The sequence below is a fragment of the Parabacteroides sp. APC149_11_2_Y6 genome, assembly GCF_054506995.1.
Window position 1 is genome coordinate 2,715,315 of the sequence record NZ_CP173709.1, and the last position, 15,352, is coordinate 2,730,666.

Sequence of the window (15,352 nt, forward strand, 5' to 3'; positions counted from 1 at the left end):
TTGAAATCAGCATATATATACCTGACAGCAGCATCAAAGTCTGTCCATTTTCTTCCATCCCCTGCGGGAAAGAACAGCCAATACGATTACTACAAATAGTGCGATATAAAGATAAATAAATATACCGTGTACATTATCATTCTGTCCGTATGAATGCATCCCGCTCAGGAAATAATTTACACCGAAAAAGGTCATCAATACGGAAGCAAAAGCAACCACCGAAGCCAGGTTGAACAACCAAAGGTTATTCCAGCGTTTCACCAAGTGAAGATGGGCTACTACCGCATACACCACCATTGTAATCAATGCCCAAGTCTCTTTCGGGTCCCATCCCCAGTAACGTCCCCACGATTCATTCGCCCAGACCGCTCCTAAGAAAGTCCCTATCGTCATCAATGCCAGTCCTACCCAAAGCGCCATCTCGTTGATAATGGCCAGTTCCTTTATACGCTGCGACAAAAGGGCCGTATTCTTTTTCCCGGTAATGCTCATCATCACCATATTCGTTAATCCTATCAGGCAGCTTATGCCGAAAAAACCATAAGCGGCTACAATTACAGCCACATGGAACATCAGCCACGGGGATTTGAGCACAGGAACCAACGGATTAATCTCCGGGTCCATCCAGTTCAATCCGGAAACAAAAAGGATGATTCCCCCGAACAAGGTTGCCAAAGCAAAAGTAACCGTACTGCGACGCACAAACAACAAGCCTGCCAATACAGTAGCCCATCCCACATAAACCATTGTTTCGTAAGAGTTGCTCCATGGAGCATAGCCTCCGATATACCAGCGCATTCCCATTCCATACATATGAAAACAGAACACTGCAAATACCCCGAGTATCAATATCCATGAGGCTATTTTCAGCCAACGTTCCTGTTTAAACAGCATCGCGAACGACAGAACCAACAACAGACCGCCTAAAACAAGGTAACCGATTTTACAATAGCGGAATACTTCCAGTTTATTATATTTCAATTCGGCTTGTATTCTTTCCGGGCTTATATCGAGCGTCTTGTTCTTTGCTTGCTGGTAAGTGGAAATCATACCGAGCACCTCATCGGCTTTCGACCAGTCGCCACCTTTCAGTGCTTCCTGTACCTCGGAGATATACCAGTCCATGATACGGGATACGAACATCGAATCTTTTCCTGTGAAAACAGACAAGTCATCACCCGGAGCATACCATTTATGGTTCGGGTCGTCTTCCTTCGGGAAAAGGTTCAATAGCTGGTGGTTGACAAGCTGGTGAAAGATATTTACCTGTTCGTCCAGTTTCATCAAATCCTTATCGAAACGGGAACGCTGGGCAGGCATTTTATTGTATGCCTCTTCCAGTTTTTGCTGGAGCTTATAGTTACCGTTTGAATCGAAAACTTCGATATAGGCACACTCGCCGTCCGTCAAGTCAAAATAATTGGCAAGCTCAGGATTGGAAAGCGTTATCAATGGGATACGCATCCACATATCGGGCATGGTCAACAAACTTATCAAAAACTGGTCGGAGTTGAACTGTCCGATTTTATCTGCCTTATGGAGTTTACGGAGGATTTCGGAAGAGAAGGTATTTAGCGGCATCATACGTCCGTTGTTTGCCTGTATGGGCAAAGCACCGAACTGTTCGGCATGTGCCGGGCTTACCGGATATTTCTGGATAGCATCCAGCATGGGAGAAGGTTTCTCTTTTGCTCCGGCATCAAAGGAGAAACAACCGAATGCAAATAACAAGGCAACAAGAGGCGTTACCGCACGCATTTCTTTCAGACGGCGGGAAAGACGCATAAAGCGGGTATCCTTGCCGATAAAACTTAAAACAAGTCCGATGACCAACAACAGGTAACCGGTATACGTTATATTCCGTCCCGCTACATCGCGGTTGACGGAAAGAATAGTTCCACGTTCATCCTGATCGTATGAGGCCTGGAAGAAACGGTAACCTTTTACATCTAATACGTTATTCATAAAAATACGCTCCCGGAGGGTTTTGCCATCCACATGTACCAAAACTTCACTTTCATATGAAGAGGGGCTGGCTGAACCGGGATAACGGGTTAAAGTGAACTTTACCAGTTCGACGGAAAAGGGTAAGGTAAGATTGCTTGTATTCTGCGAAGTACGGACAACGACCTGGTTGCTTGTTTCTCCTTCACGCAGATGCAGAATACCTTCTTCGCCGGTAAGGAAGGATGTAAGGGCGCCAAGAAGGATAATAATAAAAGAGAAATGGACAGTCATTAATGCCCATTTGCCCCGTTTAAGGTATTGGTGTTTGATACAAGCGGCTACAAAATTAACGACCAGCAGGAACTGGAGCAGAAAAAAAAGTGGAGAATAATAAACCAGTGTCTTGGCTGCAACTGTCCCGTGGTACTTTTCTATAAAAGTAGCCACAGCCAATCCACAGGCATAAATCAGTAACAGGACGATTGTCGTTACGAAAGAAGAGAAAAATTTAATTAGAGTCGCTTTCATTCTTCGTTTTGAATTAAGAGAGATTACATAAATTGATATCAACGGGTGTATAGCCCGTATCGGCCCGACAAATTTATAATTTTATTTATCGATATGACCTATACACCCATTGATACCATTTATGTTTTGTCCTTAGTTAGTCTTCAATGATAACACGGAAGCCTACATTAAATACAGTCTGGTACGGATAGAAACCCTTACGTTCATAAGCTGTCGAGAACTTCGGACGTTCGATGTATGAACCGCCACGGACAACTTTATATTCGGAAGGAGTCTTTACTTTCTCTGTATAAGGATAAGGTACATAATCAGAGCTTGTCCATTCTGCCACGTTACCATGCATGTTGTACAAACCGAACGGATTAGCCTGATAATCCTTAGCGCCTGTCTGAACCAGATTACCATCGTTTACGCTCTCTTCCTTCGGCAAGTAGATGTAATACTTATACCAGTAGGAAGTTTTAGGCATCGGCTGCGGATCGATACCGCTAACAGCCAATTTAAGAGTCGTAGCATCGGCAAGGTTTTCAAACTTACCGAAATCGGTATTCAGGTCACCATACCAGAAATCAGTATCGCTACCTGCACGGCAAGCCCATTCCCATTGTGCTTCGGTTGGAAGCGTAATGTTCAGTCCGGTCTTTTCGCTCAGTTTTTGGCAGTACTCTACTACGTCGTTATAGCTTACACGGATAACGGGTTGTTCCGGTTTGTTTGCCGGGTAGCCCTGTATCACATGGTCTTTCCACTGCTGGTCTACGAAACGGCTGTCGTGGTCAGGGAAGATTACGTTGTACTGCTGGTTGGTAACTTCCATTTCACCCATCCAGAACGGTTTGCTGATTTTTACCTTGGTGGTAGGATAAGCATCTTTCGAGCCACGGTAACTACCCATTACAAACTCGCCGGCAGGGATACGGACAAATGTCATTTTCACTCCCGGAGCCAGTTCGACTACTTTGCGGGTTTCTTTTTCGTCTTTCAGCATTTCTTTGATAGCTGAAGCATCAAAAGGCCATCCTTTTACTTTCAGGTTCTTTTCCTTTACAGGAGCTTCCTTCTCAGGCATTTCCGGAGTAATCGGACCTTTAGCTTTCAGGTAGTCTGCATAATCGGCGATTTCCTTCTTCCAGTCTACACCGGCACCGTTGGCATACTTATCGGTCAATTCCTTACGACGTTCAACCTGGTCGAATCCCTTGTATGGGAAGTCGGTGATTTTGTTCGCATTGAAATAACCTTTATCCGGACAGTTGTAGTCAATCCAGTTATACAGGGTCTTCCATTCCGCATCGGTCAGCTTCACATTGTGATGGCCTCTCTTCAACAGACGAACCAGTTCGCTGGTGTTTGGATGATATTCGTACGGATGAAGTACAACCATGTCCCCTTCTCCACCCTGACGGTGAATATACGGATGGAAGTTCAGATAAGAAGTGCCATAACCTAACTTATCTTTCTTACCGCCACGCAGGTCGAATGCTTTATCACCATTATGGCAAGCAATACATGCGCGGTCCAGAATCGGTTGTATTTCCAGATCGAATGTAAATGAACGGACACCACCTTCCGGAGCTTGGAGTGCATGAGGAGCTTTCTGTGAAGCTATCACGCGCTTCGGAATAGGTATCTGGTTCTGGTCTTCATGGCAACCGATACAGGAAACCACTTCACCCGGTTGTCCGGTCAGCCAGCTACGCATCCACTGTACAGCCACACCGTCTTTGTCGATTGGCTGGATAGAAATCGGAGTGTTAGCAGGTACTTTGAAGATAGCGGAACCGTCTTCTTCCACAGGAACCGTACCCAGGATACGTTTGATATCCCATCCGCTCTGGATACCATGCCAGTTATGGTCGGATGTAGTTTTAACATACGCATATTCGTAAGCATGCAAGCGGAGATATTTGACCGTACCGCGAGGAATGCCACGTAAACCTTCTCCCTGGTAAATATCCTGGATAAAGATTGTTGCTTCCTTATCGTTCAGCTTTACACGGTCGGGAATTGCAGGAGGCGTAGTTGTTTTACGAACCAGCGCAGGGCTTATAAAGCCTTCGCCTTCCGATTTCATCAGGCAGGTTACGTTATCGTAGATATCCACCAGATAGATACCCCACAAAGATTGCGGGTCTAACTTCGCAGCTACCAGGAAATATTTGTCATCCAACGGCATCGGTTTGATGAACTGAGGCCATACACCGTTTACCAATTCGTCTTTAATCAACTCGACTACCGGACGGTTACGATAAGGTATTTCCTGTATCATACCGGCAGTACCTTTACGTGCTTTTGTCGGATCGAAGATAATCAGACGACCGGAACGGGCAATACCGTGGTGACCGGAAATAACTCCGATGAATGCGGACGAATGTCCAGGAAGAGGCTGAACATCGAATGTACTGTTCGGGAACATGGAACCGCTGCCATAAAGGGCTTTGTTCTCTGTCCCGTCCGGATTCATATGCATGATGATACGGGAGTAATAGTGAGTAAGGTCGGTATATTCCCAACGGGTATACATCACACGACCGTTGTTCATGATTACCGGGTTCCAGTTTGCATCCTGGTCGAATGTCAGACGGCGCAGGTTCTTCTTTTCCGGAGTATAAAGAACCATATTACCGACAGGATCATCACCACTTACACAAGGAACACCCTGGTAACCGATATTGGAATTAGCAATGATACGACCATCCGGCAGATAAGTTCCATCATAAAATTCCAAATCAGGCTCTTCATTTTCCACAAGCGGTTTGCATCCGGTACCGTCCATCTTCACTTCGTAAACATTCCAACGTTTATCCGGCTGAGCCTGTGTAAACATGACACGGTCGCCGTTCCAGTGTAAACGAAGGTCTGCAATAGAGGAGGTATTAGTCGGTTTATATACGGAACGAGTCTTTACATCACCACGCAGATTTGAAAGTTCTACGATTTCAGCGTCGAAGCCTTCACGGCGTGCAGATTCCTGGTTACTCCAGTTATTTGCCTGTGTTCCCAAATCCGGAGCCATCGCCTGACGTGCACGTGAACCTAATTTATAACGGGCGGCAACAATCTTATCGGCATCCAACAACGGATTACCTAAAAGTATGGCACGTTTACATTCCAATGCTTTACGGGCATCCGCCAATGCCTGTTCGTTACCGCTATAAATACCATCAAAACCTTTTTGTTGAAGTGCAAGCAGTTCATCGTACATCGGCTGGTATTTAGCCACATCATACCCTTTCTGTTTTTTCAGGTCGGCAAATGCCAGCTTTACGGCATCTACATTCAACCATGCCAGTTCTGTTTGCACTTCATAAACACCCTGAACTTTCTCAAACAGCTCGAGATATTTACGGATTTGTGTATCCACATCCTTTTCAGAAGCAATGCGGGCTACTTCACTCTGATAATAAGAACCGTTTTTCAGTTTGGCAACCATATCCTCTACCGCCTGCTTTTCAACAGAGGCATCCGGAGTAATCAACCAGGTATCCAAACCGTCCATTAAGGCGCTCAACATGCCGATTTCGCGAGGATACTGGCTGATTAACTTGTCTCCAGTCGTCTTCGGAAAGACATTCAATGCCTGGAAATATACGCTGCCGCTCTGAGAGGTATCGTCTACTCCGACTTCTGCTTCAAAGCGGACATACTTACCTCCTACCGGATAAACCAATGTACCGTTAGCATGGCAGAATACACCATGAGGGTACAATTTACCGGCAATATATATTTCTTTATCGTACGCATTGATATTCATTTTCGGTTTAGCCCATCCGGCTACACCATATTCATAAGGTACTTCATCCAACCAGACAGAGGAACCGTCGGCAGCAATCAAACGGGCATTCCCCCATACAGCCTGGTCGTAGTCCGAACCGTCCGGACCTCCGGAAGTAATAAGCACGAGCTTATCCACTCCCTTCAAATCCACAACAAAAGGAGCTGCTTTCTCTTTATGCTTCACCCATCTGGAGATGACGGGCATCCCGGATTTCCGAAGCTCGGAGCGCAATTCCGATTTTGCTTTAACTGATGCATCAATCCATGTTTCCACCTTTTTCTGCTTCGGTCCGGCCGATAACAGCATGGAGGAGGAAAGGAATAATGATGCAATTAATAAGTATTTATTCATGCGTTTAAATTTAAAGGAGAGTTGGAATTAAAGCGCCGCTTTTTTATTTGTAAAGCGTAAGCCATCATTGTCGTGATAGCAAGCCCATTCGTCAACGATAGCACCTTCGGGACCAGCCATCATAAAGTGGAATGTTTCCAGTTGTTTCAGACGCAATACGTCGCCAACTTTCTGAACAACGAAGTTCTTACTCTTAATCGGACCGTGCATAGCAGGGATAGCCGGAGCATTCGGTGTCTCGTCTCCTACTTCGGAGAAGTTGTAAACCCATCCTTTTTCTACCATCCATGATTCGTGTTTAGCTGGGAATTTAGTTTTTACATGTGCATGTTCAGGTATCATCTGTCCCGGAAGCAAATAGATAGCGTGAGCAAAGTATCCGTATTCTGCATCATTTACCCAGAAGATACCGCCCATACCTACGTTTTCGAAGTCACCCAAACCGAAGTCGGTAACCCACATGTCCTTAGCCATCAGGTCGGTGAAAGGTACACCATAGAAATCAAACATATCTTTCATTGCCTTCATAGCAACTTCTTGCTGGAATACGCCGTCTTTATAGAAATCGGCGTTTGTGAACTTTTTAGAATAAGCCATCTCTTTATTAATTTTACAGTTAGTATTATCCTTGCATTCATTCTTGCAATCGGAACCGCATTGTTCCGTGCATTGTCCTTTTCCTGCTGCTGCACAGCAAGTAGCTTCACCATTAGACGATTTACCGCAACATGCAACCATTGAGCTCAGTAGCAGAGCAAAAGCCGCAGACTTGATAGTAAGTACTTTTTTCATTTTCTCTTGTTTGTTTACGTTTGATTAGTAATTAAATTATTTGTGTTCTGTGTAAAAATTATTCAATTGCAATTCCTTCTATCTCAATCAGTAATTCATCCCGGCAAACATCCGCACACATATAAGATATAGGTATATTCAACCGATAGCCCTCGAGCAGTTGACGTGCTTCTTCATAGAAAGACTTTTCTTTCAGATAAACACGAAGCATCTTCAATTTGGCATCGCCAATCAATTCAGCAATATTTTCCATTGTAATATGCAATTGCTTTCCAAGTCCGACACCTACCAGTGTTTCTTCTCCGCGGATGGCAGCCGTACCGGAGATATAAACCAAACGTCGCCCGTTGAAGGTCATACTCTTGGCACGTTCGAATTTCGGAGTTGTTTTCTGTTTGCCCGCCACTTCCAGAACCTGCTCTGAGTAGGCATGAGCAGCAACCTGCAACTTATTATCAATCGGGGTAGCATAACAATCCGGTGAGACAAAAACAGCTGCATCCACATCAACCAGGATTCCTCCCAAGTTAGTTCCTATGCCTGTAGCCGCAGGATATCCGTTGCGCCAGTCTGCATTAGCATAAAAATCACTACGGGCATTATTAAACATCTGATAGTGTTGGTCGGCACCTTCAAACTTCGTAATCTGTTCGATATAATTCCACTGACGGATAATGCTGTTGACGGGGAATCCTTCCTTCCGCAAGACCTCTCCTAACAGGCGAAGTACCTCTACGGATTGTTGTTCTATACCGAAATTGATTACATCACCATGAAAACCTCCGGCAAACAGGAAACGCCCTTCTGCATTTTCCAACAGGACATAAGGAAATCCGGCATGATAACGGTTGGTTATCCGGTCGCCTTCATCCGCTTTGTAACTATGGACTTCAAGTATCAAGCCTGCATTCAAAGGAGGCTGTGAGACATAACTCAACACAGGTTCATGATTCCCGTAAAACTTACGTATCTTCTCACGCAACAGGATACGGCGTGATACATATTGTTCATTATCCTTTGGCATACCGAAAAATGCCAATCGTAGTATTTGTTCATCCTGAGGCAACTGTGCAAGCAGGTTATCTACCATTACCGCAAAGTCTGCCACTTCGGTAATATATATGCTATATCTTATTTTATCGCAATAGTTCATAAGGAGTTAACGTATTCTGTTAATGCTTCTATATCTTTCTTTGATACTTTTTTCTCTATACCGTGCTTATACACGCTGAAAACTTCTTCCATGGTAGCAGCACGTCCTTTAAAGAGATAAGGAGCCGTACGCCATACTTCGCGTAGCGTAGGAGTGTCCCATCCTTTTTCAAATTCAATCTCTTCACCTATCCGGTGCATTTTCATATCCGTATAATAAGGGCCGGAGTGGCATTCACCGCATTTCAGCTTCTCAAAGACTTTACGCCCTTCCTTTGCCAAGTCGGATAATTCGCCGTTTACCAGATAAGGGCTGGGAACCGGGCGAAGGGATTTCAGATAAGCGTCCACACATTCCGCATCTTCTTCAGTAATATCGAAGAACTGGATGAAATTGTATCCGGCGCGTACGGCTACCTCAGCCGAAGCACGGATACCGGATATCATATTGGGAGGCGTCACATGGCTGAACAACAAACTCTTGCAATTCTTCGGATTCCCTACTCCATCGTTCATCAAATCCCAGTTCATACCATCGGTACGGGCATCTCCGGGATGGCAACCGTTACAACTTTGCCAGTTCTGGAAACAATGGGAAGCATCATTAAAGAAACGTTCGCCCTTGTTCTCGATACTTTCCTCGCGTCCGGGATTCAGGTTCTCGGATGTGACTTCACAAGTGTTGATGTCTACGAAATTCAGTATATCGGCAAAATAAGTAGGTATGATTAGTTTGTCATTTGTCAAAACCATATTACGGGGACCGTTTCCTTGTAAAGGTATACGTTTGCGGATGCCGTAAAGGAAAGTCAAATCATAATCCAGCACGGATTTATCCGGATAATTTTCGAACTTATTAAGCATCGCCTTATGGTCTATCACACTTACTTCATGTGTTCCCGAATGCGTAATAAAGATAGATTCATCATTACAAGCGATACTCCAGATTCCGGCAGCACCACGCTCAGGCTCGTCGACCAGCACAGCTCCGACAAACGCTTGCTTGGCTACGTCTATCACACTGAACGCACTTGTATTCATCCAGCCCTGTTGCAACTGGGAAGTAGGAACGGCGAAGCGCCCGAGGTTATGGGATACATAGATATATTTGCCATCCGGCGTAATACAGATTCCGCGCAACGCATTACTGCCATTAGCCAGTTGTATATCTTTTACCTTTTCGAAACTGTCCATATCGATTACCGAAACACAAGCTGCTACATAATCTATATCCGCCCGCTGGGCCGGAAGGAAATTGGATACGAACATATACTTTCCGTCCTTGCTGAACACGGCAGATTTAGGCTCACGCAATACTTTTACGGTACGTTCGACTTTACGGCTCTCCGGATTAATTTCAGTAACCGTATTGGAAAACTGGTTGCACACATAAATATGTTTCTTATCCGGTCCGAACATCGGATAACAAGCTCCGGAACCTGTAGGAATAGATGCTTCTATCCTGCCCGACTCCAACAAAAGGACCTGTAAATGACCGGTAGTACCGAAAGTAGTCACATATGCTTTATCGCCATCCAACAAAATTCCGGTAGGCTGTTCATCCATAGGGAAAGAGTGCAACAAGGCCTTGCCATCCGGTGAGAAAATATCCACACGCTTCATTCCTTTCCCGGCAATCAACATCTCCCCTTTTTCATTCAGAACAATATCCGAAGGAAAGAAAGGCGGGTTGCTTGCCGATGCGAAAGAAATACAGCAACCGGCAAAACATGCCAGCAGAGACTTCCTCAACATATATTTGTAGATTTTCATGGTATATTATTTGTTATATTCTTTGTGCTTTACTATATCCTAACTCGGCCGAAACATTCAGGGCTACCTTTCTGATAGATTCTGCGGAAACTCGTATCACTTCTTTTACCAGACGGTCTTTCGGACCGGAAATCCAGATAGCGCCACAAGGATACCCGGTATAATTGAATATAGGGGCTCCGATACAGATAACGCCGCTCATCTCTTCTTCATTATCCAACGCATATCCCTGTTTACGAACTTTTTCCAGTTCCTCCAGATAAATATCCCGGTCTGTAATTGTCCTGGCATTATAACGTTCAAACTTCATATACGACAAATAGCGGTCGCGCACCGTATTAGGGAGATAAGCCATAATCGCTTTGCCGGGAGCCGAACAGTGTAACTCGAACGACTTGCCGGGTGAAAGGATGAAACGAAACGTATGATGCCCTTGTGCCTGTTCGATAAAGATTCCTTTTTCCTCTCCCAACACCCCGAAACATGCAGTTTCTTTTACCTGGTCACGCAAATCGCGCAAACGGGGTAAAACGGTTTCCAGTAAATTATGCTCATTCAGCGACCTGAATCCTAATGTTAATAATTTGCGGGATAACTTATAGCGCTTCGTCTCTTCATTATATATAAGGTAGTCCAAACGGACCAAAGTATTCAGAATACGGTAAGCCGTTGTCTGCGAAATATCAAGGTCTGACTTGATATTCTGCAACGTTTCCCCCTGATTATGAAAGGACAAGTACTCGAGAACCGCAATTCCTTTTTCCAAATTGGGAACCTTATAATTCTCTTCCGCCTTTTCCATATTTGGAATATTACTTTCCATATTTGAAATACTGTTTCAGATTTGAATCAAATATAAAGTAGCAGACAGGAATCCTATTATAAAGTATGTAAAAATACGTTAAGTATGTCGTAAAGCATAAATATGCAATGAACAATAAATAAAGGTACTACGCATAGCTTCATAAATAGCCATTTATTAAAAGACCTTATCATAAGTAATCAAAGTATATCTGTTTTCAGATACAATCCATCTCCTCAATAAAGATGGGGCAAAGAAGCCGGAAACAGCTCCTTCTTGTATTACAAAATATCAGCCATTCCTTTCCCAAAATGACACTTTGATTAAATAACCCCCTTTTTACTGATCGTACATATATAAATATAAGGCATTCCAGAAGGAATCTGCCTCTTTTTTAGCATTAAAAGGAGGTTTTTTACATACTATCCGGAACATAAACACCTTTATTCACCATATATTTCCTATTATATCCGACTAAAAAACAACTATCCGTACGTATAAATATAACTATCCGCGCAGGTAAAACATATATATTTTGACTTCAAAGCATATATGTTTCGAATTCAAACCATATATGCTTTGTTTTTAATACTCTTGGGCGGAGATTCGGTTCTGTAATAGTACTAATATTGGATCAAATACAAATATTAAATGGATTATTATTACCTGTATAATGTATAAATATGATTAGACGCTGATGACGCTGAAAATGCGGATTAAGAAACAAATAGCATGTATTAATCCGCGTTTTACACATCATCAGCGCCTAATAAATAATATCCGCATATTTATCCATTAGCAAGCATTATGCCATCTCCGCAAACAAACTGATAAAGCCATCCCCCATGAGAATCGCATATTCGCAACCGCTCCCGTATATTATCCGTACAAGCGACACATGAACAGGGTATTTTGTCTTTTTGACATTTTGATAACCCGCCCTGCCCCAAGTCCGGAAGATTCATGCTGCAACAGGTTATTTTATATTTAAAAACATACGCATTACAAAGTTTTTACTACCTTTGGCAGTCCAAGATAAGTTTTTTTATACGATATCAGATTTTAAACATTATAGTATTATGGCGAAAATAAAAGGAGCTGTTGTTGTAAACACAGAACGATGCAAGGGCTGTAACCTTTGTGTGGTAGCCTGCCCCTCGAACGTGTTAGAACTGCACCCACGTGAAGTAAACAATAAAGGGTATCACTACGTGTATATGAAAAACCCTGACGATTGTATCGGCTGTGCAAGCTGCGGATTAGTTTGTCCGGATGGTTGTTTAACAATTTACAAAGTAAAAATCTAAATAGTTGGCAGGTTACAGTTGCCCATACCTGTCAACTGTAACCCGTCAACTGTCAACTCAATAAAAGTATGGCAGAAGAAATTAAATTAATGAAAGGTAATGAAGCCATCGCACACGCAGCAATCCGCTATGGTGTGGACGGATACTTCGGATACCCGATTACTCCCCAGTCGGAGATATTGGAAACCCTGATGGCGGAAATGCCTTGGGAAACTACAGGAATGGTAGTGCTACAGGCTGAAAGCGAAGTAGCCGCTATTAATATGGTATACGGAGGCGCCGGAACAGGCAAGCGTGTCATGACATCTTCATCAAGTCCCGGTATCAGTCTGAAACAAGAAGGTATCTCTTATATCGCAGGAGCGGAACTACCCTGTCTGATTGTCAACGTAATGCGCGGAGGTCCCGGACTGGGAACCATCCAGCCCAGCCAGGCCGATTACTTCCAGACAGTAAAAGGTGGCGGACACGGCGATTACCGCCTTATCACCCTTGCCCCTTCTTCCGTACAGGAAATGGCCGATTTCGTAGGTTTAGGTTTCGACCTTGCTTTCAAATATAATAACCCGGCTATCATCCTTGCCGACGGTATCATCGGACAGATGATGGAAAAGGTTGTAATGCCTCCTTTCCGTCCCCGCAGAACAGAGGAGGAAGTAGTTGCCGAATGTCCGTGGGCTACACAAGGCAGAACAGGCAATCGCAAACCGAACATCATCACTTCACTGGAACTGGACCCGGCTATCATGGAAGAAAACAATATCCGCTTCCAGGCCAAGTACCGCAAGATTGAAGAGAATGAAGTCCGTTACGAAGAATTCCATTGCGATGATGCCGAATATTTGCTGATCGCTTTCGGTTCATCCGCACGCATCTGCCAGAAAGTAGTAGAAATAGCACGTGCAGAAGGTATCAAACTCGGCTTGCTCCGGCCAATTACTCTTTGGCCGTTCCCGAAAGATATTATTGCCCAATATGCCAATAAGGTAAAAGGCATGCTCTCCGTTGAACTGAATGCCGGACAAATGGTAGAAGATGTTCGCTTAGCCGTAAACGGCAAAATTAAAGTAGAGCACTTCGGACGTCTCGGAGGTATCGTATTCACTCCGGATGAAGTATTGAATGCGTTAAAAGAAAAATTATTCTAATCGCATGATCCGGAGAAGCAAATTAGATACGGTAATGACCTGGATATTCATGGTTCTGGCTGTTGCAGCAGTTATCTGCTATTTTACAGTAACCGACCGTACCGCTTTCCTGTACTGCGGAGGTGCAGCTATCTTTATCCGCCTGGTTCAATACCTGATGAGATTTATCAGCTAATCAATAGTATGCCAATTAAAAATATGCCAGCCTGTGGATTATGGCATATCGGCCAATTAGCAAATTGAAAAATTATTAATATGGAACTCAACGAAATAATTAAACCGGAAAACCTTGTATACGACAAACCAAGGTTGATGAATGAAAATCCCATGCACTATTGCCCCGGTTGCAGCCACGGTGTGATACATAAGCTGATAGCTGAAGTAGTAGCCGAAATGGGTATGGAAGATAAAACCATCGGCGTTTCCCCCGTAGGATGTGCCGTATTTGCATATAACTATCTGGATGTAGACTGGATTGAAGCCGCACACGGACGTGCACCTGCCGTAGCAACAGCTATCAAACGGCTGAATCCCGGAAAGATGGTATTCACATATCAGGGAGACGGTGACCTTGCTGCTATCGGAACAGCCGAAACAATCCATGCAGCCAACCGCGGCGAGAATATCGTAATCGTATTCGTGAACAATGCCATTTATGGTATGACCGGCGGACAAATGGCTCCTACAACATTGGAAGGCATGCCGACTGCCACCTGTCCTTACGGACGCGACATCGCACTGAATGGTTATCCATTGAAAATTGGTAATTTGCTGGCTCAACTGGAAGGAACTTGCCTGGTAACCCGCCAGAGTGTCCAGACTGCTGCTGCCGTCCGCAAAGCCAAAAAGATGTTACGCAAGGCTTTTGAAAACTCAATGGCCGGCAAAGGTACCTCTATTGTCGAATTTGTCTCTACCTGTTCATCCGGTTGGAAGATGACCCCTGAAAAGGCAAATAAATGGATGGAAGAAAACATGTTCCCGTTCTATCCGCTGGGCGACCTTAAGAATAAGGAATAAAGCACAGGACTGTGAAATTGAGAATTATAAATAGCATTATTAATTCAGCCAAAAAGACAATGTAGCATTTATCTGCTCATTGATACATTGGCACATTTGCACATTATTACAATGAAACAAGAAATAATCATAGCAGGTTTCGGCGGACAAGGTGTATTGTCTATGGGTAAAATCCTTGCTTATTCCGGACTGATGGAAGGAAAAGAAGTAAGCTGGATGCCTTCATACGGACCTGAACAGCGCGGTGGAACAGCGAACGTAACCGTTATATTAAGCGACGATCCTATCAGCTCGCCCATCTTAAACGAATATGATGTCGCCATCATCCTGAACCAGCCTTCAATGGACAAGTTCGAGAAAAAGGTAAAAAAAGGCGGTATCCTGATTTACGACGGATATGGTATCCATACTCCGGCAACACGTACCGACATTCACGTTTATCGTGTGGATGCAATGGATGCAGCTACTGAAATGAAGAATGACAAGGTATTCAATATGCTTATCCTGGGTGGCTTGTTGAAGGTTGTTCCTATGGTAAAACTCGAGAATGTACTTGCAGGACTGAAGAAGTCACTGCCCGAACGCCATCATAAATTAATCCCTATGAATGAGGCGGCCATCAAAAAAGGTATGGACATCATACAGAAAATGCAATAATGCATTTATATTTCAATATGCTGATATGTCATTTATAGCATGTGCCAATTAATATAAATTGTAATATTTTATTAGCGCATTTTGACATATTGGCATA

Annotated in this window: 11 protein-coding genes; 5 read left to right on the plus strand and 6 right to left on the minus strand. The window is 43.9% G+C overall.

The window, feature by feature from the left end:
* Nucleotides 1-33 precede the first annotated feature (33 nt).
* From ACGE0T_RS11375 to ACGE0T_RS11400, 6 genes are all read right to left on the minus strand, one after another.
* Entirely contained in the window at nucleotides 34-2,475 is a 2,442-nt protein-coding gene (locus ACGE0T_RS11375) for a cytochrome c biogenesis protein (protein ID WP_459186756.1), read from the minus strand.
* Between the two features lie 136 nt (nucleotides 2,476-2,611).
* Nucleotides 2,612-6,604 (minus strand): SUMF1/EgtB/PvdO family nonheme iron enzyme, encoded by a 3,993-nt coding sequence (locus ACGE0T_RS11380; protein ID WP_459186757.1) that lies wholly within the window; start codon nucleotides 6,602-6,604, stop codon nucleotides 2,612-2,614.
* Between the two features lie 27 nt (nucleotides 6,605-6,631).
* Nucleotides 6,632-7,396 carry a cupin domain-containing protein gene (locus ACGE0T_RS11385; RefSeq protein WP_459186758.1) on the minus strand — a complete coding sequence of 255 codons (765 nt, stop codon included), beginning with the start codon at nucleotides 7,394-7,396 and terminating at the stop codon, nucleotides 6,632-6,634.
* A gap of 58 nt (nucleotides 7,397-7,454) precedes the next feature.
* The gene (locus tag ACGE0T_RS11390) at nucleotides 7,455-8,549 is read right to left on the minus strand and encodes a chorismate transformation enzyme, FkbO/Hyg5 family (RefSeq protein WP_459186759.1); all 1,095 of its coding nucleotides are present in this window, start codon (nucleotides 8,547-8,549) and stop codon (nucleotides 7,455-7,457) included.
* Complete coding sequence (locus ACGE0T_RS11395) at nucleotides 8,546-10,321, minus strand: YVTN family beta-propeller repeat-containing protein (protein WP_459186760.1); 1,776 nt, start codon at nucleotides 10,319-10,321, stop codon at nucleotides 8,546-8,548. The genes ACGE0T_RS11390 and ACGE0T_RS11395 overlap by 4 nt, the downstream gene beginning before the upstream one ends.
* Before the next feature lie 13 nt (nucleotides 10,322-10,334).
* Entirely contained in the window at nucleotides 10,335-11,144 is an 810-nt protein-coding gene (locus ACGE0T_RS11400; protein ID WP_459186761.1) for an IclR family transcriptional regulator, read from the minus strand.
* Nucleotides 11,145-12,202: 1,058 nt separating this feature from the next.
* Here ACGE0T_RS11400 and ACGE0T_RS11405 point away from each other — a divergent pair.
* The 5 genes from ACGE0T_RS11405 to ACGE0T_RS11425 all read left to right on the plus strand — a co-directional run bounded on the left by ACGE0T_RS11405 (nucleotide 12,203) and on the right by ACGE0T_RS11425 (nucleotide 15,255).
* On the plus strand, nucleotides 12,203-12,430 hold the full coding sequence (locus ACGE0T_RS11405) for a 4Fe-4S dicluster domain-containing protein (RefSeq protein WP_459186762.1): 228 nt from the start codon (nucleotides 12,203-12,205) through the stop codon (nucleotides 12,428-12,430).
* Between the two features lie 68 nt (nucleotides 12,431-12,498).
* Entirely contained in the window at nucleotides 12,499-13,578 is a 1,080-nt protein-coding gene (locus tag ACGE0T_RS11410) for a 3-methyl-2-oxobutanoate dehydrogenase subunit VorB (RefSeq protein WP_459186763.1), read from the plus strand.
* 4 nt (nucleotides 13,579-13,582) lie between these two features.
* The gene (locus ACGE0T_RS11415; RefSeq protein ID WP_459186764.1) at nucleotides 13,583-13,753 is read left to right on the plus strand and encodes a hypothetical protein; all 171 of its coding nucleotides are present in this window, start codon (nucleotides 13,583-13,585) and stop codon (nucleotides 13,751-13,753) included.
* Nucleotides 13,754-13,833: 80 nt separating this feature from the next.
* Nucleotides 13,834-14,598, plus strand: a complete 765-nt coding sequence (locus ACGE0T_RS11420) for a thiamine pyrophosphate-dependent enzyme (RefSeq protein WP_459186765.1) — start codon at nucleotides 13,834-13,836, stop codon at nucleotides 14,596-14,598.
* A 111-nt stretch (nucleotides 14,599-14,709) separates the two neighbouring features.
* Complete coding sequence (locus ACGE0T_RS11425) at nucleotides 14,710-15,255, plus strand: 2-oxoacid:acceptor oxidoreductase family protein (protein WP_459186766.1); 546 nt, start codon at nucleotides 14,710-14,712, stop codon at nucleotides 15,253-15,255.
* The last annotated feature ends 97 nt before the right edge of the window (nucleotides 15,256-15,352 follow it).

What these genes read in the sequence shown, in the direction of transcription:
- ACGE0T_RS11405 (WP_459186762.1), top strand. Translation starts at nt 12,203, where the DNA reads ATGGCGAAAATAAAAGGAGCTGTTGTTGTAAACACAGAACGATGCAAG.
- ACGE0T_RS11400 (WP_459186761.1), bottom strand. Translation starts at nt 11,144, where the DNA reads ATGGAAAGTAATATTCCAAATATGGAAAAGGCGGAAGAGAATTATAAG.
- ACGE0T_RS11415 (WP_459186764.1), top strand. Translation starts at nt 13,583, where the DNA reads ATGATCCGGAGAAGCAAATTAGATACGGTAATGACCTGGATATTCATG.
- ACGE0T_RS11395 (WP_459186760.1), bottom strand. Translation starts at nt 10,321, where the DNA reads ATGAAAATCTACAAATATATGTTGAGGAAGTCTCTGCTGGCATGTTTT.
- ACGE0T_RS11385 (WP_459186758.1), bottom strand. Translation starts at nt 7,396, where the DNA reads ATGAAAAAAGTACTTACTATCAAGTCTGCGGCTTTTGCTCTGCTACTG.
- ACGE0T_RS11420 (WP_459186765.1), top strand. Translation starts at nt 13,834, where the DNA reads ATGGAACTCAACGAAATAATTAAACCGGAAAACCTTGTATACGACAAA.
- ACGE0T_RS11425 (WP_459186766.1), top strand. Translation starts at nt 14,710, where the DNA reads ATGAAACAAGAAATAATCATAGCAGGTTTCGGCGGACAAGGTGTATTG.
- ACGE0T_RS11390 (WP_459186759.1), bottom strand. Translation starts at nt 8,549, where the DNA reads ATGAACTATTGCGATAAAATAAGATATAGCATATATATTACCGAAGTG.
- ACGE0T_RS11375 (WP_459186756.1), bottom strand. Translation starts at nt 2,475, where the DNA reads ATGAAAGCGACTCTAATTAAATTTTTCTCTTCTTTCGTAACGACAATC.
- ACGE0T_RS11410 (WP_459186763.1), top strand. Translation starts at nt 12,499, where the DNA reads ATGGCAGAAGAAATTAAATTAATGAAAGGTAATGAAGCCATCGCACAC.
- ACGE0T_RS11380 (WP_459186757.1), bottom strand. Translation starts at nt 6,604, where the DNA reads ATGAATAAATACTTATTAATTGCATCATTATTCCTTTCCTCCTCCATG.